Annotated in this window: 21 protein-coding genes and 2 tRNA genes; 14 read left to right on the top strand and 9 right to left on the bottom strand. The window is 21.1% G+C overall.

The features are described 5' to 3' along the window. Positions 1–80: 80 nt before the first annotated feature. On the bottom strand, positions 81–881 hold the full coding sequence (locus tag H0H41_RS02965) for a type II CAAX endopeptidase family protein (RefSeq protein ID WP_185872210.1): 801 nt from the start codon (positions 879–881) through the stop codon (positions 81–83). Between the two features lie 252 nt (positions 882–1133). On the opposite strand from H0H41_RS02965, the gene H0H41_RS02960 reads away from it, so the two are divergent. After that, complete coding sequence (locus H0H41_RS02960) at positions 1134–2297, top strand: M14 family zinc carboxypeptidase (protein ID WP_185872209.1); 1164 nt, start codon at positions 1134–1136, stop codon at positions 2295–2297. Between the two features lie 5 nt (positions 2298–2302). Here the strand turns inward: H0H41_RS02960 and rpmH are convergent, their stop codons facing one another. Continuing rightward, positions 2303–2452 (bottom strand): 50S ribosomal protein L34, encoded by a 150-nt coding sequence (rpmH, locus tag H0H41_RS02955; RefSeq protein ID WP_185872208.1) that lies wholly within the window; start codon positions 2450–2452, stop codon positions 2303–2305. Positions 2453–2686: 234 nt separating this feature from the next. Between rpmH and fabZ the strand changes: the two genes are divergently transcribed. The 7 genes from fabZ to gap all read left to right on the top strand — a co-directional run bounded on the left by fabZ (position 2687) and on the right by gap (position 9025). After that, positions 2687–4006, top strand: a complete 1320-nt coding sequence (gene fabZ / locus H0H41_RS02950; protein WP_185872207.1) for a 3-hydroxyacyl-ACP dehydratase FabZ — start codon at positions 2687–2689, stop codon at positions 4004–4006. Positions 4007–4020: 14 nt separating this feature from the next. Next, the gene (locus H0H41_RS02945; RefSeq protein WP_185872206.1) at positions 4021–4584 is read left to right on the top strand and encodes an elongation factor P; all 564 of its coding nucleotides are present in this window, start codon (positions 4021–4023) and stop codon (positions 4582–4584) included. A gap of 28 nt (positions 4585–4612) precedes the next feature. Then, positions 4613–5488, top strand: coding sequence for a succinate--CoA ligase subunit alpha (sucD, locus tag H0H41_RS02940; protein ID WP_185872205.1), 876 nt, complete (start codon positions 4613–4615; stop codon positions 5486–5488). A gap of 14 nt (positions 5489–5502) precedes the next feature. Continuing rightward, positions 5503–6075, top strand: coding sequence for an aminoacyl-tRNA hydrolase (gene pth / locus H0H41_RS02935; RefSeq protein ID WP_185872204.1), 573 nt, complete (start codon positions 5503–5505; stop codon positions 6073–6075). Further along, positions 6074–6146: transfer RNA gene (locus H0H41_RS02930), tRNA-Arg, on the top strand. Before pth ends, H0H41_RS02930 begins: the two co-directional genes overlap by 2 nt. 42 nt (positions 6147–6188) lie before the next feature. Then, positions 6189–7979 carry a translation elongation factor 4 gene (lepA, locus tag H0H41_RS02925; RefSeq protein ID WP_317168639.1) on the top strand — a complete coding sequence of 597 codons (1791 nt, stop codon included), beginning with the start codon at positions 6189–6191 and terminating at the stop codon, positions 7977–7979. Between the two features lie 35 nt (positions 7980–8014). Then, a complete protein-coding gene (gene gap, locus H0H41_RS02920; protein ID WP_185872202.1) occupies positions 8015–9025 on the top strand; it encodes a type I glyceraldehyde-3-phosphate dehydrogenase in 1011 nt (336 codons plus the stop codon). A 19-nt stretch (positions 9026–9044) separates the two neighbouring features. Here gap and H0H41_RS02915 read toward each other — a convergent pair whose 3' ends face one another. After that, positions 9045–9479 (bottom strand): type I restriction enzyme HsdR N-terminal domain-containing protein, encoded by a 435-nt coding sequence (locus H0H41_RS02915; RefSeq protein WP_185872201.1) that lies wholly within the window; start codon positions 9477–9479, stop codon positions 9045–9047. A 36-nt stretch (positions 9480–9515) separates the two neighbouring features. On the opposite strand from H0H41_RS02915, the gene trxB reads away from it, so the two are divergent. Both trxB and H0H41_RS02905 read left to right on the top strand, forming a co-directional pair. Continuing rightward, the gene (trxB, locus tag H0H41_RS02910) at positions 9516–10451 is read left to right on the top strand and encodes a thioredoxin-disulfide reductase (protein WP_185872200.1); all 936 of its coding nucleotides are present in this window, start codon (positions 9516–9518) and stop codon (positions 10449–10451) included. Then, entirely contained in the window at positions 10448–11890 is a 1443-nt protein-coding gene (locus H0H41_RS02905) for a glycine--tRNA ligase (RefSeq protein WP_185872199.1), read from the top strand. The genes trxB and H0H41_RS02905 overlap by 4 nt, the downstream gene beginning before the upstream one ends. On the opposite strand, the gene pheT is transcribed toward H0H41_RS02905, so the two are convergent. From pheT to H0H41_RS02890, 3 genes are all read right to left on the bottom strand, one after another. Further along, positions 11878–13983 (bottom strand): phenylalanine--tRNA ligase subunit beta, encoded by a 2106-nt coding sequence (pheT, locus tag H0H41_RS02900; protein ID WP_185872198.1) that lies wholly within the window; start codon positions 13981–13983, stop codon positions 11878–11880. The two genes, H0H41_RS02905 and pheT, sit on opposite strands and share 13 nt — an antisense overlap. After that, a complete protein-coding gene (locus H0H41_RS02895; RefSeq protein WP_185872197.1) occupies positions 13980–15167 on the bottom strand; it encodes a DNA polymerase III subunit beta in 1188 nt (395 codons plus the stop codon). Before H0H41_RS02895 ends, pheT begins: the two co-directional genes overlap by 4 nt. A gap of 33 nt (positions 15168–15200) precedes the next feature. Continuing rightward, a tRNA-Met gene (locus tag H0H41_RS02890) sits at positions 15201–15274 on the bottom strand. A gap of 68 nt (positions 15275–15342) precedes the next feature. Here H0H41_RS02890 and pdxH point away from each other — a divergent pair. Continuing rightward, on the top strand, positions 15343–16002 hold the full coding sequence (gene pdxH / locus H0H41_RS02885) for a pyridoxamine 5'-phosphate oxidase (protein ID WP_185872196.1): 660 nt from the start codon (positions 15343–15345) through the stop codon (positions 16000–16002). Positions 16003–16054: 52 nt separating this feature from the next. Here the strand turns inward: pdxH and H0H41_RS02880 are convergent, their stop codons facing one another. Beyond that, positions 16055–16321: an HU family DNA-binding protein gene (locus H0H41_RS02880; RefSeq protein WP_185872195.1), complete on the bottom strand. Its 267-nt coding sequence runs from the start codon at positions 16319–16321 to the stop codon at positions 16055–16057. Between the two features lie 139 nt (positions 16322–16460). After that, complete coding sequence (gene fmt / locus H0H41_RS02875; protein WP_223843727.1) at positions 16461–17474, bottom strand: methionyl-tRNA formyltransferase; 1014 nt, start codon at positions 17472–17474, stop codon at positions 16461–16463. 74 nt (positions 17475–17548) lie between these two features. Here fmt and H0H41_RS02870 point away from each other — a divergent pair, with 74 nt between their 5' ends. From H0H41_RS02870 to H0H41_RS02860, 3 genes are all read left to right on the top strand, one after another. Beyond that, positions 17549–17782: a DUF2795 domain-containing protein gene (locus H0H41_RS02870; protein WP_012840601.1), complete on the top strand. Its 234-nt coding sequence runs from the start codon at positions 17549–17551 to the stop codon at positions 17780–17782. 29 nt (positions 17783–17811) lie between these two features. Next, positions 17812–21111: a preprotein translocase subunit SecA gene (secA, locus tag H0H41_RS02865; RefSeq protein WP_185872194.1), complete on the top strand. Its 3300-nt coding sequence runs from the start codon at positions 17812–17814 to the stop codon at positions 21109–21111. A 100-nt stretch (positions 21112–21211) separates the two neighbouring features. Further along, complete coding sequence (locus tag H0H41_RS02860) at positions 21212–21721, top strand: SanA/YdcF family protein (RefSeq protein ID WP_185872193.1); 510 nt, start codon at positions 21212–21214, stop codon at positions 21719–21721. On the opposite strand, the gene menD is transcribed toward H0H41_RS02860, so the two are convergent. Continuing rightward, entirely contained in the window at positions 21713–23404 is a 1692-nt protein-coding gene (gene menD / locus H0H41_RS02855) for a 2-succinyl-5-enolpyruvyl-6-hydroxy-3-cyclohexene-1-carboxylic-acid synthase (RefSeq protein WP_223843726.1), read from the bottom strand. The genes H0H41_RS02860 and menD overlap by 9 nt on opposite strands. Positions 23405–23408 lie beyond the last annotated feature (4 nt).

Here is a 23408-nt window from a genome sequence, read left to right as displayed (position 1 = left end):
AAATAAATTAATTTTTTAAAAATTAAATTTTTATTATCAATATTTATTTCATATAATTTTTTTTTATAAAAAAAAGTTTTTCATAATTGTTTTCTTTTTTTAAATAAAAAAATCGAACCTATTATTATTATAGTGAAAGAAGTTATTAAAATTAATAAAAAATTAGGCTCTTTATCTTGTTTTTGTGAAATAATATTTTCATTTTTTATGAAAAAAAACATACTCAATATGGCAAAAGAATTATTAAAAATATGTAATAATATACAATTTATAATAGAAGATGTGACATAATAAATATATCCTATAAAAGATCCAATAATAAGACCACCTACAAATTGCCATGGATTCATATGAGTTAATCCAAATAAAAATGAAGAAAATAAGATAGCTTTAATTGGATGTATTTTATTTTTTAACATTCCATTTAAAATAATTCCTCTAAAAAGAACTTCTTCACATATAGGGGCTAGTAATATTGTGGTTGAAAAAAAAGGAATTGTATTTTTTATTTCTTTTTTTAAAAATTCTTCAATTTCTTTATACATATTTCCTAATATAGGTCCTTCTCTAGGAAGAAATGAAGAAATATATTCATTAATAATAATCATACAAAACATCATGCAAAAAATAATAATATAAGTATACCATGGTGAAAATCTCATAGAGAGATCTATAAAAATATTTTTTTTTTGAGATTGATGAGAAATAAAAATAAATAAGAATAGAAAAGGTAAAGTATATGATATTGAAAATATCATATTATCAGGTAAATTAATAGAAATTAATAATTTTCTAAAAATTACATTAAAAAAATTTAAAGCAGTAAATGCAACTATTAATAAAAAAGACTCTATGTAATTTATTTTAAAATAATTCTTCATAATAAAAAATTCATTTTTTCCTGTTCATATATATAATATATATAATATGAAATTATATATCATTTATATCTAAAATACAATTTAATATTTAGATATTAATATATTAATGATTTATAAAATCATTTAATTTTAATTTAGTAATTATAATTCATTTTTTATTATTTATTATTTTTTGTAATTTTTTCATTTTTATTTATTTTTTTACATAAAAAAATAAATATATAATTCTTTTAAAGAAAAAATAAAAAAAATATGTCGTTATTTAATATTAAATCTATATTTCATAATTATGAATTTTTTAAAGATCATAGTATAAAACCTTCTAAAATATTTAGATACTGTAATTTATTAGAAATTATTGAAAAATATAATAATATATGCTCTATTAATCCTATAGGTTTATCTATAGAAAAAAGAAAAATTTTTCAAATTCAATGGGGAGTTGGAAAAATTAAAATATTTATTTGGTCTCAAATGCATGGAAATGAAACTACAGGAACAAAATCTATGTTTGATATTTTTCATTTTTTTTCAAAACAAAAAGATCATGATTTAGTTCAATTTTTCAGAAAAAATTTAACTATTTTTTATATTCCAATGTTAAATCCTGATGGATCTGAAAAATTTCAAAGAAGAAATGCAATAAATATTGATTTAAATAGAGATGCAATTCGTTTACAATCTCCAGAAATAAAAATTCTTTTTCAACAAATTTATAAATATAAACCTCATATTCTTTTTAACTTACATGATCAAAGAAGTATATACAATGTAGGGGATAAATATTTTAATCCTGCTATTTTATCTTTTTTATCACCTTCTGTTTCTGTAAAAAAAGATATTAATTTTTTTTCTTCTAGAAAAAAATCTATGGCAATTATATATTTTATTACAAAAGAAATACAAAAAGTATTACCTAATATTGGATCAATTGGTCGATTTTCTGATAATTTTTATCCTACAGCAACTGGAGATACTTTACAAAAAGGAGGTTATCCTTGTGTATTATTTGAAGCAGGAAATTATCCTAAAGATAATCAAAAAGAAAAAATAAGAAAATATAATTTTTTATCTATTATTGCAGGATTTTATTTTATTTCTTATCAAAAAGATAATCTTGAAAAAAATTATAAATTTTATTTTTCTATTCCAGAAAATAAAAATATTTTATTAGATAAAATTTATCGAAAAATTCAAATCAAAAAAAACAATGATAAGTTTATAATAGATATAGGATTAATGAATTTTGAAAAATTCAATTTTGATAAAAAAAATCTTTCTTTTGTTTATAAGATTGTTGATATAGGAGATTTATCAAATTTTTTTGCTTATGAAGAATTTATTCTACCAGGACAAACTTTTTATGGAAAAAATTATCCAAAAATTGGAGATATAGAATATTTTAATATTTTTTAATTTGATTATTTTTTATAATTAGAAACTGCTAATTTTTTTCTTCCTTTTTTTCTTCTATTAGATATAATCATACGTCCTGCTTTTGTATTCATTCTTTTCATAAACCCATGAACATTAACTTTTTTTCTATTAGAAGGTTGATATGTTCTTTTCATATTATTTTACTTTTACTTAAAAAATTTTTATTTATACTATTTTTTCTATTTTAATAAAAAAAATAAAATTAAAATACCAATAATAAAACCTATAAAAAAAAAATAATACGTCTTAAAAAATTCATATTTTAAAAAAATAAACGATTAGTAAATTACATAAATTTTTTTATTTTTTTTAAATATTTTTTTTAATAAAATTGAAATCCTAAAAAAAGGGAATAAATTTCTTATTATATGTTTGATAAACAAAAAACTATTACAAAAAAAATTTCTTTACAGGGATTCGGTTTATATACTAAAAAAAAAGTAACTATTACTTTTAAACCTGCTCCAGAACATACAGGATTTATTTTTATAAGAACAGATATAAAAGAAAAATTTTGTATAAAAGCTCATTTTTATTTTTTATTAAAAAAAAGAATAGATCAAGGTATTATTTTAGAAAAAAATGGATTTAAAATTTATACAATTGAACATATTCTCGCTGCTCTTACTGGAATGGATTTAGATAATATTATTATAGAATTAGATAATATAGAAATTCCAATAATGGATGGTTCTTCTAAATTTTTTGTAGAAGCAATTGAAAAAGTTGGAGTTATAGAACAAACTGCAAATAGAAAATATTATTCAATAAAAGAAATTATTTATTATGAAAATAAAAAAACAGGATCATTAATTATAGCTTTACCTTCTAAAAAACTTGAAATTATAAGTATTATAGATTTTGAATCAAAATTTATGAATATACAAAATGCAATACTAAAAAGTATCAATCAATTTAAAGAAAAAATAGCTAATTCAAAAAATTTTTGTATTATTCATGAAAAAAAAAATAATTTTTTATTAAAAAATCAATTGGAAAGAAAAAAAAAATTTATGTCTCCTTTTTTTTCTTTTTTTGATGTTAATTTTCAAGAATCTAATGAAATAGCTAAACATTTTATTTTAGATATTATAGGTTTTTTAACTTTAATAGGAGCTAAATTAAAAGGTAAATTAATTTTTTATAAGCCAGATAATTATATTATTATGCAATTTTTAAAAAAAATAATTAAAAAAGTTAAAAAATTCAAAAAAAATGATATTCCTAAATTGAATTTAGCAAGTAAACCTATTTTAGATATCAAAAAAATTATGAAAATTTTACCTCATAAACCTCCATTTCTTATGGTAGATAAAATTATAGATTTAACAGAAAATAGTATAACAGGAGTTAAAAATGTAACTATGAATGAATCTTTTTTTATAGGACATTTTCCAAAAGAACCAATTATGCCTGGTGTTTTACAAATAGAAGCTATAGCTCAAGTAGGAGGAATACTTATATTAAATAAATTAGATAATCCTGAATTATATTCTACTTATTTTTTAAAAATAGACAAAGTTAAATTTAAACATAAAATAGTACCTGGAGATATCATTATTTTTCAAGTAGATTTATTAGAAGCATTGAAAAGAGGAATAGTTCATATGCAAGGAAGAGGGTATGTAAATAATAAACTTGTAGTAGAAGCTGAAGTTATGGCTAAAATAACTAAAAATTACGAATAATATTAAAAAAAAAAATGAAGATTAAAAAAGGTTTATATATACAATGGAATAAAGAAGTATATAAAATAATTGATTTTCTTCATGTAAAACCAGGAAAAGGATATGCTTTTATAAGAACTAAATTAAAAAATATAATTACAGGTAATATTTTAGAAAATAACTTTTCATCAAAACATAAAATTAAAGAAGTAAAAGTAGAATCTAATTTTTATCAGTATTTATATAAAGAAAAAAATTTTTTTTATTTCATGAATGAAATAAATTATGATCAAATACAAATAGAAAAAAAACTAATTAAAAATATAGATTTTTTAAAAGAGGGAATGAGGATTACTATTTTTTTTCATATTAAAAATGAAAAAGAAAAGATTTTTTTATTTTTAAAGATGCCTTCTACGGTTATTTTAAAAGTAAAACATACAGAAATTGTAAAAAAAGGATATACTATTAATAATACCAATAAAATTGCTATTTTAGAAACAGGAATTAAATTATTGGTTCCTTCTTTTATAGATATAGGAGATTTTGTTAAAATTAATACGGATAATAGATCTTATATAGAAAGAATTAGAGAGTAAAAATTTTTCATAAATTAGAAAAAAAATTATGAGTATTTTAATAGATCAAAATATTAAAGTTATTGTACAAGGATTAACTGGAAAAGAGGGGTTATTTCATACTGAACAAATGATTAATTATGGAACATCTATAGTAGGTGGAGTTACTCCAGGAAAAGGAGGTCAATTTTATTTAGGAGTTCCTATTTTTAATACTGTTGAAGAAGCAGTTCAAAAAACAGGAGGAAATGTAAGTGTTATTTTTGTTCCTTCTCCTTTTGCTTCAGATGCCATTTTAGAATCTGTATTCTCTGATATTGAATTAATTGTTTGTATTACAGAAGGAATACCTGTTTCGGATATAATTAAAGTAAAATCTTTCTTAAAAAAAAGAAAATCTTGTTTAATTGGTCCAAATTGTCCTGGAATTATTTCTCCAGAAAAATCTAAAGTAGGAATTATGCCTAATTCAGTTTTTAGAAAAAAAGGTAAAATAGGTATAATATCTAGATCAGGGACTCTTACTTATGAAGCAGCAGATCAAATTATTAAATATGGGCATGGAATTTCCACAGCTATTGGTATAGGAGGAGATACTATTATTGGAATGAGTATGAAAGATATTATAAAATTATTTTTAGATGATCAAGAAACAGAATGTATTGTTATGATTGGAGAAATAGGAGGAAGTTTAGAGATTGAAGCTGCAGAATATATAAAAAAATTGAATAAAAAAAAACCAATAATAGGTTTTATAGCAGGACAAACAGCGCCTAAAGGAAAAATAATGGGACATGCTGGGGCTATTATAGGTAAAAAAATAGAAACAGCACAAGTAAAAATGAAAATAATGGAAAAAAGTGGAATACATATAGTGAAATCTCCGTCAAATATCGGTATTACCGTATATGAAATTATTCATTAATTTTTTAAAAAAAAATGGATAAATTTTTAATAATAGGATTAGGAAATCCTGGATTTTTTTATGAAAAAACAAGACATAATTTAGGATTTTTTATTTTAGATCAAATTTCTAAAAAATATTCTATTTTTTTTTCAAAAAAAAAATTAGGATTTATTTCTGAGTTTATTTATGATCATAAATCAATTATTTTTTTAAAACCTTCTACTTGGATGAATAATAGTGGTATTTCTGTTAAATATTGGATGATACAAAAAAAAATTTTATTAAAAAATATTCTTATAATATCTGATGATATTTATTTAAATTTTGGTGATTTTCGTTTAAAAAGTCAAGGAGGTAGTGGAGGTCATAATGGATTAAAAAGTATAGAAAAAGAAATAGGAACATCACATTATGCACGTCTTCGTTTTGGAATTAATAATCATTTTAAAAAAAAAATTAATTATTATGTATTAGAAAATTGGAAAAATGAAGAAATAGATTATTTATTATCTAAATTAGATATAGGTATGAAAATAATATTTTCATTTATAAAAAATGGAATTCAAAAAACAATGAATATATTTAATAACAATAATCTCAAATAACCTTGTAGTTTAATAGGAAAGAATATAGGATTCCGATTTCTATGGTATGGGTTCGAATCCCTTCAAGGTTATTATTCTATTATTTTATCATATAATTAATTTTATTTATTATGATTCATAATATTCGTAATTTCTGTATTATTGCACATATAGATCACGGTAAAAGTACATTAGCAGATCGTTTATTAGAATTTACAAAAACTATTTCAAAAAAAAACAGAAATCAGTTATTAGATGATATGGACTTAGAAAGAGAACGTGGAATAACTATAAAAAGTCATGCTGTTCAAATGGAATATAAATATAATGGGAAAGTATATATATTAAATTTAATAGATACACCTGGTCATGTAGATTTTTCATATGAAGTATCACGTTCTATTGCTGCTTGTGAAGGTGCTTTACTCGTTGTAGATTGTACTAAGAGTGTACAAGCTCAAACTATATCTAATCTTTCTTTAGCTTTGAAAAAAAATCTTGTTATTATACCAATTTTGAATAAAATTGATTTATCATGTTCTACTTATGACGAAGTTATGGAAGAGATAATGGAATTAGTCCAATGTAAAATGGAAGATATTATTCCTGTTAGTGCTAAAAATGGATTAGGAATTCATCATATTTTAGAAAAAATTGTAACATGTATTCCTTCTCCAAAAGGAGATACAAAAGCACCTTTACAAGCTATTATTTTTGATTCTTTATATAATCCATTTACAGGAATTAAAGTTTTTTTTAGAGTAAAAAATGGTTCTATTCAAAAAGGACAAAAATTACGATTTATGTCAACGGGAAAAATTTATTCTGCTTATGAAATAGGTACATTAAAATTAAAACATATTTCTAAAAATAGAATTAATACAGGAGATGTTGGTTATGTTGTTTCTGGAATAAAAAATACTTATGAGGTTAAAGTAGGTGATACAATAACAGATGCTAATAATCCGGCAGAAAAAGCTATTGAAAAATTTGAAGAAGTTAAACCTATGGTTTTTGCAAGTATTTATCCAGTTGATTCTGATAAATATGAGGAGTTACGTTCTTCTATGGAAAAATTACATTTAAATGATGCGTCTCTTTCTTTTAAGAGTGAATCATCTCCTGCTTTAGGTTTTGGTTTTTACTGTGGTTTTTTAGGATTACTTCATATGGAAATAGTTAAGGATCGTTTAGAACGTGAATATAATATTTCTGTTATCCTTACATTTCCTAATGTTTCTTATAAAGTCCATTTAAAAAATAATAAAACTATTGTAGTTAGTAATCCTTCAGATTTTCCAGAAATGGAAAAATTTAAAAAAATAGAAGAACCTTATGTTTTAGTTTCTATTATTACTAAAAATATTTATATAGGAAATGTAATATCTTTATGTATTGGAAAACGTGGTAAAATGATTGATAATAAAAATTATTTAACATCTGAAAGAATAAAAATTATATTTGAAATGCCTTTATCTGAAATTGTATTTGATTTTTATGATAAATTGAAAACAATATCTAAAGGATATGCTTCTTTTGATTATAGTTTTATTGGTTATAAAAATTCAGATTTAAGGAAAATAACAGTATTGATTAATCATGAAAAAATAGAACCTTTATCTCTTTTAGTTCATAAAACTAAAGTTTTCATTTTAGCTAAAAAAATATGTCAAGAACTATCTACTTTGATTCCAAAACATCAATTTAGTATTCCTATTCAAGTTTCTGTATATGGAAAAATTATAGCAAGAGAAACTATTAAAGCTTTGAGAAAAAATGTAACTGATAAGTGTTATGGAGGAGATTTTACTCGTAAAAAAAAACTTATAGAAAAACAAAAAAAAGGAAAGAAAAAAATGCGAAAAATAGGAAAAGTGGAAATACCTTCATCTGCTTTTATGACTTTTTTGAAAGTTAAAAATTAATTTTATAAAATAATCAATAAAAAATTATTTAATATATGTCTATTAAAATAGGAATAAATGGTATTGGTAGAATAGGAAAACTAGTTTTATTATCTTCCTTAAGAAGAAAAAATATTGAAATTATATCTATAAATGATCTAGTTCCTATAGAATACATAGCTTATGTATTAAAATATGATTCTGTTCATGGTTCTTTTAAAGGAAAAATTAGAATAGAAGATGAAAATTATTTAGTATTTAATGAAGAAAAACGTATAAAAGTAACTAATCAAAAAGATCCTAGTAAATTAAATTGGGGAAATTTAAATGTAGAATATGTTGTTGAATCAACTGGATTATTTTTAACAAAAGATTTAGCTAATGCACATTTAAAATCAGGAGCTAAAAAAGTTATTTTATCAGCTCCTCCTAAAGATGATATTCCTATGTTTGTTATGGGGGTGAATCATAAAAAAATAAAAAAAAGTCAAAATATTGTATCAAATGCTTCTTGTACTACAAATTGTTTATCTCCAATTGTAAAAGTTTTAAATGATAATTTTGGAATATTAGAGGGATTAATGACTACTATACATGCTTCCACTGCTATTCAAAAAGTAGTAGACTCTGTTTCTACAAGAGATTGGAGAGCGGGAAGATCTTCGTTAATTAATATAATTCCATCATCTACAGGTGCAGCTAATGCTGTTGGAAAAATTATACCAAGTTTAAATGGAAAATTAACTGGTATGGCCTTTAGAGTTCCTATTTCAGATGTATCTGTATTAGATTTTACAGTTCGTTTAAAAAATAGTACTAATTATGATAAAATTAAATACTGTATGAAGAAATCTTCTGAAACTATATTAAAAGGTATACTAGGATATACAGAAGAATCGGTTGTTTCATCAGATTTTATAGGAGATGATCGAATTTCTATTTTTGATGCAAATTCTAGTATAATGTTAAATCCTAATTTTTTAAAAATAATTTCTTGGTATGATAATGAAGTTGGTTATTCTACAAAATTAGTTGATCTTATTGATTATATGCATTCTATAAATTAATAGAAAAAAATATAAAATTTTAAGGAATTTTTTTCAAAAAAATAAATTTTTTTTGATATTTATCAATTTTATAAATAAAATTTTTTATTCCGTTACTTATCATTAAAAATGGAGCTTGTATTACATTATTATATATTGCAATTTGATCAAAAGTTTTTTGTTTTATCCTAATTTTAGGGGATTTACATTCTATAAGAATATGTGGATTTCCATTTAATTGAACTAGAATATCTATTCTTTTATTTAAGTTGTTTATTTGTAAAGGAAATTCTACCCATATATTTTGATTTGTATAATTTTTTATTTTTTTTAATAAAAAAATTATATATTGTCGAATAACTTCTTCTTGAGTGAAGGAATAAAATTTTTTTCTAATTACGCAGAATATAAAAATTTTATTTTTTATTTGATTTAAATATAAATGTTTTTTAATAAAAAAATTAAATAAATACATATAATATAATAATGTAAATATAACTATAATTATATTATGGCATTAAAAAAAATACAAGATTGTGTAATTATTGGATCTGGACCGGCTGGTTATTCTGCTGCAATTTATGCATCAAGAGCGGATTTAAATCCTATTTTATTTGAAGGGACGCAACCAGGTGGACAATTAACGACTACAACTAGTATTGATAATTATTTAGGATTTCCTGTAGGAATTGATGGAATTAATTTTATGCAAAATTGCAAAAAACAAGCAGAACGTTATAATACTAAAATAATTAATCAATCTGTAATAAATGTATGTTTATCCAATAAAAATAGAGGAATTCATCATATTTTTTTTGAAAAAAAGTGTATTAATAGTAGAGGAGTGATTATAGCTACAGGTTCAAATCCTAAATTATTAGGAATACAAAAAGAAAAAAAACTAATTGGATTAGGAATTTCTTTTTGTGCTACTTGTGATGGATTTTTTCATAAAGATAAAGATGTTGCAGTAGTAGGAGGTGGAGATACTGCTTTATCAGATACTAATTATTTATCCAAAATTTGTAAAAAAGTATATTTAATAGTTAGAAAAAATTATTTTAAAGCATCTAAAATATTACAATCTTATATTTTAAAAAAAAAAAATGTAAAAATATTATTTTGTTCTCAAATTACAAAAATTATTGGAAATAATTTTTTAGAAGGGATTAAAATATTTAATCATGAAAAAAAAACAAATATTACTATTTTAGTAAATGGTTTATTTATTGCAATTGGTCATATACCTAATACAGAAATTTTTAAAAATCAATTAGATTTGGATAATAAGGGATATATTATAGTAAAAAAAGGAAGCACTATCACTAATAAACCAGGAGTATTTGCTGCAGGAGATGTACAAGATCCAAATTATAGACAAGCTATAACATCTGCAGGTACTGGTTGTATGGCAGCATTAGATTTGGAAAAGTATTTAATATCATGAAAAAATGTTATATTTTTGATTTTTTAATTTCTCATGCAAAAATTTATGGTTTTATTTTTCCTTCTAGTGATATTTATGGAGGATTAAATGCTGTATATGATTATGGACCATATGGAATTGAATTAAAAAATAATATTAAAAAATTTTGGTGGAAGTCAATGACTTTTCTTCATGAAAATATAGTAGGGATTGATTCATCAATATTGATGCATTCTAATATTTGGAATGCTTCAGGACATATTGATGAATTTAATGAATTATTAATTGATAATAAAGATTCTAAAAAAAGATATCGTCCAGATATTTTAATAAAAGAATACGTAGAAAAAAATTTTTCCAAAAATCCTAAAAAAAAAGAAGATATATTATTTCGTTTATCTAAATCTTTAAAAAAAAAAGATTTTTTAGATTTAAGAATTTTAATTGATGAATTAAACATTTGTGATCCTATTTCTAAAACAAAAAATTGGACAAAAATTCGTTATTTTAATATGATGTTTAAAATAAAAAATGAAAATGAGAAAGATTTATATCTTCGTCCAGAGACAGCTCAGGGTATATTTTGTAATTTTCATAATGTTAAAAAATCTAATAGAATGAAAATTCCATTTGGAATAGCTCAAATAGGAAAGTCATTTAGAAATGAAATATTTTCCAAAAAATTTCTATTTAGAATGCGAGAATTTGAACAAATGGAAATGCAATTTTTTATTCTTCCTGAAGAAGAAAAAAAATGGTATGAATATTGGAAAAATATTCGTTTAAAATGGCATTTATTTTTTTTTGGAGATAAAAAGAATTATAAATTACGTAATCATGATCATTTAGCACATTATGCTAGTTATGGAACAGATATTGAATATAAATTTCCTTTTGGATTTCAAGAAATAGAAGGTATTCATTCTCGTAGAGATTTTGATTTAAAAAAACATGAATTTTTTTCTAAAAAAAAATTCAAAGTATATGAATCAAAAAAAAATTATATTCCTTATGTAATAGAAACATCTCTTGGTTTAGATCGTATTTTTTTAGCTATATTTTTTTCTTCTCTTAAAAAAGAAAAATTAGAAAATGGAAATATACGGATAGTATTAAAATTACCTCATTATTTATCACCTATAAAAGCTGCTATTTTTCCATTAGTTAAAAAAGATGGATTACCAGAAATTGCTAAAAAAATATTTAATAATTTTAAAATAAAGCATAAATTAATTTATGATCAAAAAGAATCTATTGGAAAATTATATAGAAGACAAGATGCAATAGGAACACCTATATGTTTTACTGTTGATTATGAAACTAAAGAAACAAATACAGTTACTATGAGATATAGAGATAGTATGAAACAAAAAAGAGTTCATATTAAAAATATATCCAAAATCATTCAAAAAGAAACTGGATTAGAAAAAAATTTAAAAAAATTATCTCATTTAATATAATTATTTTTTTTTTCTCTAATTATAACTTTTAATTCTTTTTTTAAAAAAAATTCAATTTTTTTCATATAATTATTAATAATTTTTTCAGTTAGTGTTTTTGTTTTACTTTCCAAAAAAAAACTAATAGTATATGATTTTTTTGATTTTGGTAAATTTTTTCCTTCATAAAAATCATATATTTTAATTTTTTTTATTATATGATTTTCTTTTTTCTTTATTAATTGATTAATTGTTTCAAAAGAAATAGTTTTATCAACTAATAAAGATAAATCTCTCCTAGAAGTTGGGTATTTAGAAAAAGGAATATAAATTATTTTTTCTTTTTGAATAATAGAAATGAAATAATCCCAATCAATTTCTGCATAAAAAATTTCTTTTTTTTTCAAAAAATTATTTTTTAATTTTCCTAATTCAACTAAATTTTTTTTATTATATAATATAGAAATACTATTTTCTAATAAAGGATGTTTAGAAAATATTTGAGTATAATTGGATATTCCTGTTTTTTGAAAAATTTGTTCAACAATTCCTTTTAAATAGAAAAAAGATTGGAATTCAAAATAATTTTTGTCTTTTTTTTGTAAAAAAGCAATTCCAAGATATGTTTTTTCTAAAAATTTATTATTTATTTTAAAATATATTTTTCCTTTTTCAAATAATTTTATATTTGAATTATAATAATTTATTTTATTACAATTATATTTTATACAATCTATTATTCCAAATAATAAACTAGAACGCATAAATTTATAATTTTGATTAACTGGATTAATAATTTTAATTTCTTCTCTATTAAAAATAGAATTTAGTAAAATTGAATATTTATTTTTATCTCTCATAGTAGAAGAAATAATTTCCTGAAATCCATAACAAACTAATTGTTCAAAAAGTATTTTTTGTATTTTATGTTCTGTTTTATAAAAAAAATTAGGAAGTGGAGATATTTTTATTTTATTAGATATTTTAATTTTATTAATTCCATTAATACGTAAAATTTCTTCAATTAAATCAATTTCTCTTTTAACATCTATTCTATAAGATGGAATTTCTACAAATAAATATTTGTCATTTTCATAATGAATTATAATTTCTAATAATGATAAAATTTTTTTAATTTTATTATTAGATATTTTTTTTCCTAAAATTTTTTTAATTTTATTATATCTAAGTTTTATTTTTGAAGGAGATATAGGATTAGGATAAATATCTATGATATGGAAATATATTTTTTTTTGTATTATTTCTTTTATAAGAAAAGCAGCTCTTTGTAAAGCATATATAGTTTGATTAGGATCTATTCCTCGTTCAAATAGATATTTTGATTCTGTTTGAATTAAGTGTTTTTTACTAATAAATCGTATAAAAGAAGGGTTAAAATAAGCACTACCTAAAAAAATATTTTTAGTAATATTTTCATTTATATTAGATTGAATACTATTAATTATTCCAGATATAGATAATGGTTTTTGTGTATCACAAATAATTAAATCATCTTCATCGAGTTTTCTTATAATTTTATCTAAAGATTGAAAATTTGTATTTTTTTTAGCATTTTGTATTATAATTTTTTTTTCTTCTATTTTATCAATATCAAAAACATGAATTGGTTGTCCTAATTCATACATGACAAAATTTATAATGTCTATTATATTATTAATTGGTTTAATTCCTATAGATTTTAATCTAAAAACTAACCAATGTGGAGAAGGTTCTATTTTTATTTGATAAATAGACATTCCAGAATATCGTATACATTTTTTATTTTCTTTTATAAAAATTTGTATATTATGATTTATATTTTCATTTATATTTTTATTTACTATTACAGATATTTTTGGTTTTAATAAATTTACTGTATATCCACGATATTTTAATACAGTGTATAAATCACGTGCTATTCCATAATGACTCATAGCATCTGTACGATTTGGTGTAATTTCTACATCTAGAATAGAGTCTTCTTCTTTTTCTTTTGAAAATATTTTTTTGATATTTTTTACAGGTAATCCAATTTCAGTCAAAATATTAGATATTTTTTCTGCATTAATATCAATAGATATATATTGTTTAAGCCAATTGTATGATATTTTCATATTGTAGACATTATTAATATAGAAATGGATTCTTCTGTTTGTTTATTTTTATTCAAAAATGGTTTTAAAATTCCTATTTTATAGGAATGATATAATTCAAATAAAATTAAATTTTCATTTAAAGAAGATAAAATTTCAATTAAAAATTGAGAGTTAAATCCCATTTTCATATTTTTTAATTTTGTTAATTTATTAAAAATTGGTTTACACTTTATTTTTAATCCAAAATTATAATCATTAATAGTTTCTTGATCATATTCACATATTTTTAAATTATTACGATTTAAATGTAAATGGATAAAATTTTTTTTCTTTTTTTTAGAAAAAATAGAAATTCTTTTTATTATATTTAATAATAAAAGTCGGTTGATAACAAATGAAACATCCCAATTTTTATTTGGAATAATAGAATTGTAATCTGGATATTTTTCATTTATTAAACTGCATGAAAAAATATAATTTTTAAAATGAAATATAATATTAATATTATTATTATATTCAATAATAATATTACTTTTTTTTTCATTTTTTAAAATTTTTTTTATGATATAAAGTGATTTTTTTGGTATTATAAATTTGATATTTTTATTAAATTTTATATTTTTTATAGTATATTTTACAAGACGAAAGCTATCTGTAGCTACAAAATTTGCTTCATAAGGAGAAAATTGAAAAAAAACTCCATTTAATATTGGTTGAAATTTTTTGTTACCAACGGCAAATAATGTTCTATTTAATATTTTTAAAAGAGTATTTGAAAATAAAGTTATTTTTATAGTATTTATAGTAGTAGATAATTTCAATGTTGATTTTTTTTTATAAAAAAAATCTATTAAATATTTATGAGAATGAGAGTATGTGGGTATTTTATAAGATACTTTTTCAAAATAAATATGAAGTGTATTTTTTTTTCTTTTAAAAAGAAGTATATCATTATGAAAGGTAGTTAAAATATCTATCATAAATTTAATAGATACAATAACTTTTTTTTTTGTATATTTTTTTACATTAATTTTTATATATGTTTTTACTATGTTTTCTGAATCAGAGAATACTATAATTTTTAATTTATTTTTTATAATATTAAAAATTAAATATTTTGAATTTAAATTATGGGAATTTATAATTTGATATAAAGTATGTAATTTTTGTAACAAAAAACGACTAGAAACAAAGAAATACATATTTTTTTTTTATTATTTTATTTTGTAAAATAATAGCGTGAGGGGGATTTGAACCCCCGACCTCTGGGTTATGAATCCAACGCTCTAACCAACTGAGCTATCACGCCTTATATTTTTTAAGAGATAAAAATATTATAAAGATAATATATTTTCATTTTAAAAAATAAAAAAAATTATGATTTTTGACTTAAGTAATTATAGAAAAAATTATTATCAAAATTCTTTATTAGAATCTGATGTTCCAAAAAAACCTTTTCAATTATTTCATTATTGGTTTGAACAAGAAAAATTGTTTTATAAAAAAAAAAATAATAATGATGAAATAAATGCCATGTTTATTTCTACTATAGGAAAAGATGGAGCTCCAGAAACTAGAGTTGTTTTGTTAAAAGAATATTCTGAAAAAGGATTTATTTTTTATACAAATTATTATAGTTTTAAAGGAAGATCTATTCAAAATATTCCAAAAGTATGTATTTCTTTTTATTGGAAAAATACAGAAAGACAAATTATTATTAAAGGAATAACATTTAAAATAAAAAAAGAAAAATCAGATAAATATTTTCAAAAAAGACCTAAAGAAAATCAAATAGGATGTTGGGCATCTCAACAAAGTTCTAAAATTTTATCTAAAGAATATTTATTAAAACAATATAAAAAATGGAATAATTTTTTTCAAAAAAAAATGATAAAACGTCCTTTTTATTGGGGAGGATATATTATTAAACCATATAAAATGGAATTTTGGCAAGGACAACCTAATAGACTTCATGATAGACTTGTTTATAGTTTAAATAAAGAAAAGAAGTGGATTTTATATAGATTATCACCATAAAATTATAAAATTTAAAGATAAAGTTATATATACAAAACTTTATCTTTAAATTTTATAATTTTGTTAATTCTGCTCCTATTTTAAATTTAGCAACTTTTTTTCCTGGAATTTGTATTTTTTTACCTGTTCTAGGATTGACTCCATTTCTAGGATGTCTTTCTACAACAGAAAAAGTTCCAAATCCTACTAATGTAACTTTATCTCCTTTTTTTAAAGATTCAATGACTGTTTCAATAAATGCATCTGTTATATTTTTAGCTTTTATTTTTGTTATTCCAGTTTTTTCAGCTATTGAGTTTACCAATTCTGTTTTATTCATGAATTTAATTTATATATTATATAATTATTTACTTATTTATATTTATAATTAACCTATTAACCTATAATTAACGATAGCAAATATAAAATATTTATTATAAAAAGTATAAATGATTAAAATTTTATAAAAAAATATTATTTTATTGAACAAAAATATTTTTTTTTATTTTTATTCCATTAATTAAATTTTTTACATTCATTCTTTTTTTACCTTCTATTTGTGCTTCAATAATAGATATAAAACCTTCTTTTACGGATATTTTCATTTTATTTGATGAAATAATAAATATTAATCCAATAGGAAAAAAATGTTTTTTTCGTATTATATTAACAATAAAAATTTTTAATCTAATAAATTTTTTTTGATTAAAAAATAATAAAGTCCATGCAGTAGGATGAGGACTTAATCCTCTTATTTTATTATAAATTGATTCAATAGAAGGATTATCCCATTGTATTCTACAATCTTTATTGTATATTTTTGGAGCATATTTTAAAAAATTAATATTTTTTTGATCAGTAGGTTTTATTTTATTTTCTATAATTTTTTCTAAAGTTTCTATAATTATAGATCCACTCATTTTTTTTAATTTATTTTCTAATTCTCCTGCAGTTTCATTTTTTTCTATTTTTACTTCTTTTTGAAGTATTATTTTTCCATAATCTATTTTTTTTTCTATAAAAAAAGTAGTTAGACCAGTTTTATTTTCTCCATTAATAATAACCCAATTAATAGGAGCTGCTCCCCTATATTGTGGAAGAAGAGATGCATGTAAATTAAAAGATCCCATTTTAGGTAAATTCCATACATTTTTAGGTAAAATTTTAAAAGAAACAACAATTTGTATATCTGCATTCCATATTTTTAGATTTTTTAAAAAAAAATCGTCTAAAAGATTTATAGGTTGCAAAAAAGGAATATTATTTTCTATAGCATATTTTTTTATAGGAGAAAAACCTTTGTCTTTTTTTTTTGGAAAATCAGGTATCGTAATTATTCCTACAATATTATATTTTTTCATATGTAATTCTTTTAAGGAAAAAAGTGAAAAATATGTTGAACCTATAAATACAATTTTTGGAAACTTTTTCATATAATTTATTTGTAATTTAAATTCACTAATTTTATCTTGTAATTTTATGGAAAAGTTCATTTTTTTTTGAAAATCAAATATATAAAAATATCATTATTTTGATTTTTAATATTAAATATAGAAAATATCAATATATGTATTGGACTTTAGAATTAGCTTCTCATTTAGAAGATGCACCTTGGCCAGCAACAAAGGAAGAATTGATAGATTTTGCTATTCGTACTGGAGCTCCTTTAGAAGTCGTTGAAAATTTACAACAATTAGAAAATGGAGAAGGAGAAATTTTTGAATCTATAGAAGATATATGGGCAGATTATCCACGTGATGATGAAGATTTTTATTGGAATAGAGATGAATATGAACTTTAAATTTATTTATTTTTTAATATATATTTTGAATGAATTTCATTAGAAATATTTTAAATAAATTATTAGTTAATAAAAATGAAAAAGACCTTAAAGAGGTTAGAAAATTTTTGATTTTAATCAAAAAAGAGGAGAGTAATATATCTTTATTATCTGATGATGAATTAAGAAATAAAACTTTTTATTTTAAAAAAATTATAAAAGATTCTACAAAAATTTTTGAAGAAGAAGAAAAAAATTTTTTAAAAAAAATAAAAGAAAAATTTTATTCTATTAGTGTATTGCAAAAAATATATTCTAATATAGAGGAAATTAAAGAAAAACGTTATGTTGCAGAACAAAAAGAATTGATGAATATTTTACCTCAAGCTTTTGCTCTTATCAAAGAAACAGCAAAACGTTTTAAAGAAAAAAAAAAACTTATAGTAAAATCAACTTCTTTTGATAAAGAATTATCTAAAACAAAATCTTATGTTATTTTAAATGATAATGAAAATAAAACTATTTGGAAAAATAAATGGGATGCATATGGTAAATTAATAATTTGGGATATGGTTCATTATGATGTTCAATTAATGGGAGGAGTTGTATTACATCAAGGAAAAATATCGGAAATGTCAACAGGAGAAGGTAAAACTTTGGTAGCTACTTTATCTGCTTATTTGAACGCTTTATCTGGTAGAGGTGTCCATATTGTAACAGTTAATAATTATTTATCTAGAAGAGATACTGGTTGGATGGCTCCTTTAATGGAATTTCATGGATTGAAAGTTGATTGTATTGATAATTATTCTCCTACTGATGTACAAAAACGTAAAAAAGCATATCAAGCGGATATTACTTATGGAACAAATAATGAATTTGGTTTTGATTATTTAAGAGATAATATGGCATCTTCTAAAAAAGAATTAGTTCAAAGAGAATTGAATTATGCTATTATAGATGAAATTGATTCTGTTTTGATAGATGAGGCTCGTACTCCTTTAATTATATCTGGACCTGTAGATTCTAATAAAGATAATAAAGATGAGTTTGAATTTTTTAAAGAAAAAGTAGAAAATATTGTCATTCAACAAAATGTAATAGTTAATAATTTTTTGCTAGAAGCAAAAAATTTGATAAAAAATGGAGATAAAAAATTAGGTGGATTTAAATTATTTCAAGCATATAGGGGATTACCAAAAAAAAAATCATTAATTAAATTTTTAAGTGAAGAGAATATACGTTTTATTTTACAGAAAACTGAAAATCAATATTTACAAGATTATGGAAGAGAAATGTATAAAGTAGATAAAGATCTTTATTTTTTAATTGATGAAAAAAATAATACAGTAGAATTAACAGATAAAGGAATTGAATTTTTATCTAAAAATGTAGAAGATATAGGATTTTTTATATTACCAGATGTAAACGTAGAACTTTATGAGTTGGAAAAAAATAAGTTATCTAAAGAAAAAGAAATAAAAGAAAAAGAAAAAATTTTAAAAAATTTTTCTATTAAATCACAAAGAATACATACTATTAATCAACTTCTTAAAGCTTTTACTTTATTTGAAAAAAATATAGATTATGTTGTTTTAGGAGAAAAAGTAAAAATAGTAGATGAACAGACTGGTCGTATAATGGAAGGAAGACGTTATTCAGATGGATTACATCAAGCTATAGAAGCAAAAGAAAATGTAAAAATAGAATCATCTAGTCAAACATTTGCTACAATTACTTTACAAAATTACTTTAGAATGTATAGGAAAATATCAGGAATGACGGGAACAGCAGAAACAGAATCTGGAGAATTTTTGCATATCTATAAATTAGATGTAGTAGTAATTCCTACAAATAAAATTGTACAAAGAAAAGATTTTCAAGATCTTGTTTTCAAAACAAAACGAGAAAAATATAATGCAATTATAGAAAAAATTATTCATTTATCTCAAAATAAAAAATGTCCAGTTCTTGTTGGAACAACCTCTGTTGAAGTATCGGAATTTTTAAGTAGATCTTTAAAATTTAGAAAAATACCACATAATGTTTTAAATGCTAAATTACATGAAAAAGAAGCGGATATTATAGCAAAAGCAGGATTTCCTGGCTCGGTAACTATTGCAACTAATATGGCTGGTCGTGGAACAGATATTAAATTGTCAAAAGAAGTTATAAAAAATGGAGGATTATACGTTTTAGGAACAGAAAGACATGATTCTAGAAGAGTTGATAATCAATTAAGAGGAAGATCTGGACGTCAAGGAGATCCAGGAAGTTCTCAATTTTATGTATCATTAGAGGATAATTTGATTCGTCTATTTATTGATTCAGAAAGACTTTCCAAACTTATGGATAGATTTGGGCATAAAGAAGGGGATATAATACAACATACTTTATTAACAAAATCTATTGAAAAAGCACAAAAAAAAATAGAGGATAATAATTTTAGTATGCGAAAACGTTTATTAGACTATGATGATGTTATTAATAAACAAAGAGAATTTATTTATAAAAAACGTAAAAATGCATTATTTGGTAAAGAATTAAGTTTAGACATTTCTAATATGGTTTATTTTTTATTAGATGTTATAATTTCAGTTAATAAATCTTTAAATGATTTTAAAAATTTAAAATATGAATTTACTCAAATTTTTAATATAGAATTTCCATTTCATGAAAAAGAATTTTTATCTTATAAAGAATTTTATTGTATAAATAAACTTCATGATATTGTTATAAATTTTTATGATCAAAAAAAGAAAATTATAATTAATAAAGATATCATGCCAATTACATCTAATTTTATAAAAAATAAGGATGATAAATCTTATCAAATACAAGTTATTTTTACTGATGGATTAAAAAATATCATTTCTATATCAGAATTGAAGGAATTTTATAATACTAAAGGGGAATCTTTATTATCAATATTTGAAAAAAAAACTATATTATGTTTTTTGGATGAAAAATGGAAAGAACATTTACGTGATATGGATAGTTTAAGATATTCTGTGCAAAATGCAGTTTTTGAACAAAAAGATCCTTTAATCGTCTATAAACAAAATGCTTTTAATTTATTTCAAGAAAAAATTTATGATATTAATAAAAAAATTGTTTCTTTTTTATTTAAATCTACCATAATAATAGGAGACATTTTATATATTCCAAAAAATAAAAATAATATAAAAATGGATTTTTTAATGATAGGAAAAAACGGAAAAAAATTAGGAAGAAATAATAGAATTAATATTCGTCATTTAATTACAGGAGAAATTAAAAATATTAAATTTAAACAAGCAGAGTTTTTTTTAGAAAAAGGAGAATGGGTGATAGAAAATGATTCTTTTTAAATTAAAAAAAGATGATTGTGTTTATTAAACAATAAAACGTATATTATTTATCATAATTTCATTTATTTTTTCTTGTTATTTTATAGTTAGTTTTTGGTCAATGAGAAAAAATTTTGATTATGTCAATTATATTCCATATAATACATTTGGTGTTGTATTAGGAACTTCTAAATATTTACATGGAGGTGGTGTAAATGCTTATTTTAAGTATAGAATTGATGCTGCTTATTATCTTTTTTATCATAAAAAAATACGTTATATCATTGTAAGTGGTGATAATAGAGAAAAAAATTATAATGAACCCAAAATGATGAAAAAAGAATTAATAAAAAAAGGAATTCCTTCTTGTTTTATATATGAAGATTGTTATGGTATTAATACATTACAATCTATATTAAGAGTTTATAAAATTTTTCATCAAAAAAGATTCACTATTATATCTCAAAAATTTCATAATGAAAGAGCTATTTTTATTGGAAATTGTTTAGGATTAGATGTTATAGGGTTTAACGCTAAAAACCTATATTTTGATAGTAGAATACAATTAAGAGAAATATTTGCTAGAATTAAAGCTTTATGGGATATTTTTTTAATTTTTCAATTAAAATAAATAGGATAAATATTTTTTTAAAATTTCCGCATTTTTATATTTATGAGTATCTATTTCTAATAAAAAAGGATTATCTGATTTGTTCCAAAAAAAAGATAAACTTTTTTTTAAATTAGATTGATTAGAAACTTTTTTATATTTCCAATTATGCATTTCACATATTTTTTCTGCAGAAAAAATATGTTTTGTTTCGAAAAAATTGAAAATTTTTTCAGGAAGTTTCGTTTTGGAAATAAATCTGAAAATATTTCCACCTCTATTATTAATAAGTATAATTCTAAAATTTTTTGGAATATAATTATTCCATAAGGCATTACTATCATAAAAAAAACTTATATCTCCAATGATTAATGTTACAATTTTTTTACTACTTGTTGCAGAACCTATAGCTGTTGAAACACATCCGTCTATTCCTGATGTTCCACGATTACAATAAGAATGAATAGAAGATTTTTTTTTATAAAAAAGTTCATAATATCTAATAATCATACTATTTCCTAATTGTAAAATAGAATTATTAGGAATAGATTGAAATATAAAAAAAAGAACTTTTAAATCTGAAAAACTTTTTTCTTTTTTGATAAAAAATTTATGTTTTTTAATTCTTTTTTTTCTTAATTTTTCCCATTGATATTTATAATCTGAAATAGATAAATTCAAATTTTGAAAAATTTGAAAAAATGATTCTAAAGTCATAGACCAATAAGTAGTTAACTTATAATAAGTATCTGGGTATTTTTCATAATTTTTTCCTATATGCCAATGATATATTGGAGGATATTTTCTCAAAAAAAATTTTATTTTTTTAGATATAATATTTACACCAATAGTTAATAAAATATTAGGTTTAAAATGATTCCACTCTTTAACAGTCATATTAAAAATAAGTTGATCTATACTTGAAAAAAATAATTTTCCACATACATGAGATGTTGTTTCTGTAAAAATTACAATAGATGAATCATAACTAAATTTTTTTAAAATATTTTCCATATTTTTTTCTGGATAATGTAATCCTAATAAAATCATTTTTTTTTTATATTTTTTCCATATAGATTGTTCTATATGATAATGATTGGATGTTTTAATACGAAAATTTTTTTCGTATATAATTTTTATAATTTTAGGGTTTACTTGTAGTCGATTTGTTGTTTTATAAAGTGGTTCAGAAAAAGGAATATTAATATGTATAGGTTTATTTTTTAAAATACATTTATTGATAGATTCATTAATTAATTTTTCATTATACCACATACCTAATTTAGATTCGTCTTCTGTTAGTTGAACAGATGTTTCTACATGTTTTTGAAAAATATTTTCTTGATGAATTGATTGTCCTTCAAAAATATCTATAATTTCTTTTGGCCTATCTGCCGTTATTAAAATAAGTGGAATATTTTGATAAAAAGCTTCTGTAATTGCAGGATAATAATTTACAACAGCAGATCCAGAAGTACAACTAATGACTACAGGTTTTCTAATTTGTTGTGCAATTCCTAAAGCAAAAAAACCAGCACAACGTTCATCTACAATACTATAAGTATTAAAATACTTATTTTGTGTAAAATGAATAATGATAGGAGCATTTCTAGATCCTGGAGATATAATTATATTAATTACGTATTTTTTTTTTAATATTTCCCCTAAACTTTGTACAATTTTTTTATTTGAATATATTTCCATAATA

This window comes from Blattabacterium cuenoti (genome assembly GCF_014252255.1).
Taxonomy (GTDB): domain Bacteria; phylum Bacteroidota; class Bacteroidia; order Flavobacteriales; family Blattabacteriaceae; genus Blattabacterium; species Blattabacterium cuenoti_J.
This window is presented reverse-complemented; position numbering and strand designations above follow the sequence as displayed.

What these genes read in the sequence shown, in the direction of transcription:
- H0H41_RS02870 (WP_012840601.1), top strand. Translation starts at nt 17,549, where the DNA reads ATGTATTGGACTTTAGAATTAGCTTCTCATTTAGAAGATGCACCTTGG.
- H0H41_RS02965 (WP_185872210.1), bottom strand. Translation starts at nt 881, where the DNA reads ATGAAGAATTATTTTAAAATAAATTACATAGAGTCTTTTTTATTAATA.
- secA (WP_185872194.1), top strand. Translation starts at nt 17,812, where the DNA reads ATGAATTTCATTAGAAATATTTTAAATAAATTATTAGTTAATAAAAAT.
- trxB (WP_185872200.1), top strand. Translation starts at nt 9,516, where the DNA reads ATGGCATTAAAAAAAATACAAGATTGTGTAATTATTGGATCTGGACCG.
- rpmH (WP_185872208.1), bottom strand. Translation starts at nt 2,452, where the DNA reads ATGAAAAGAACATATCAACCTTCTAATAGAAAAAAAGTTAATGTTCAT.
- pdxH (WP_185872196.1), top strand. Translation starts at nt 15,343, where the DNA reads ATGATTTTTGACTTAAGTAATTATAGAAAAAATTATTATCAAAATTCT.
- pheT (WP_185872198.1), bottom strand. Translation starts at nt 13,983, where the DNA reads ATGAAAATATCATACAATTGGCTTAAACAATATATATCTATTGATATT.
- menD (WP_223843726.1), bottom strand. Translation starts at nt 23,404, where the DNA reads ATGGAAATATATTCAAATAAAAAAATTGTACAAAGTTTAGGGGAAATA.
- H0H41_RS02915 (WP_185872201.1), bottom strand. Translation starts at nt 9,479, where the DNA reads ATGTATTTATTTAATTTTTTTATTAAAAAACATTTATATTTAAATCAA.
- H0H41_RS02945 (WP_185872206.1), top strand. Translation starts at nt 4,021, where the DNA reads ATGAAGATTAAAAAAGGTTTATATATACAATGGAATAAAGAAGTATAT.
- fabZ (WP_185872207.1), top strand. Translation starts at nt 2,687, where the DNA reads ATGTTTGATAAACAAAAAACTATTACAAAAAAAATTTCTTTACAGGGA.
- H0H41_RS02880 (WP_185872195.1), bottom strand. Translation starts at nt 16,321, where the DNA reads ATGAATAAAACAGAATTGGTAAACTCAATAGCTGAAAAAACTGGAATA.
- fmt (WP_223843727.1), bottom strand. Translation starts at nt 17,474, where the DNA reads ATGAACTTTTCCATAAAATTACAAGATAAAATTAGTGAATTTAAATTA.
- gap (WP_185872202.1), top strand. Translation starts at nt 8,015, where the DNA reads ATGTCTATTAAAATAGGAATAAATGGTATTGGTAGAATAGGAAAACTA.
- H0H41_RS02905 (WP_185872199.1), top strand. Translation starts at nt 10,448, where the DNA reads ATGAAAAAATGTTATATTTTTGATTTTTTAATTTCTCATGCAAAAATT.
- H0H41_RS02860 (WP_185872193.1), top strand. Translation starts at nt 21,212, where the DNA reads ATGAGAAAAAATTTTGATTATGTCAATTATATTCCATATAATACATTT.
- pth (WP_185872204.1), top strand. Translation starts at nt 5,503, where the DNA reads ATGGATAAATTTTTAATAATAGGATTAGGAAATCCTGGATTTTTTTAT.
- H0H41_RS02895 (WP_185872197.1), bottom strand. Translation starts at nt 15,167, where the DNA reads ATGTATTTCTTTGTTTCTAGTCGTTTTTTGTTACAAAAATTACATACT.
- H0H41_RS02960 (WP_185872209.1), top strand. Translation starts at nt 1,134, where the DNA reads ATGTCGTTATTTAATATTAAATCTATATTTCATAATTATGAATTTTTT.
- sucD (WP_185872205.1), top strand. Translation starts at nt 4,613, where the DNA reads ATGAGTATTTTAATAGATCAAAATATTAAAGTTATTGTACAAGGATTA.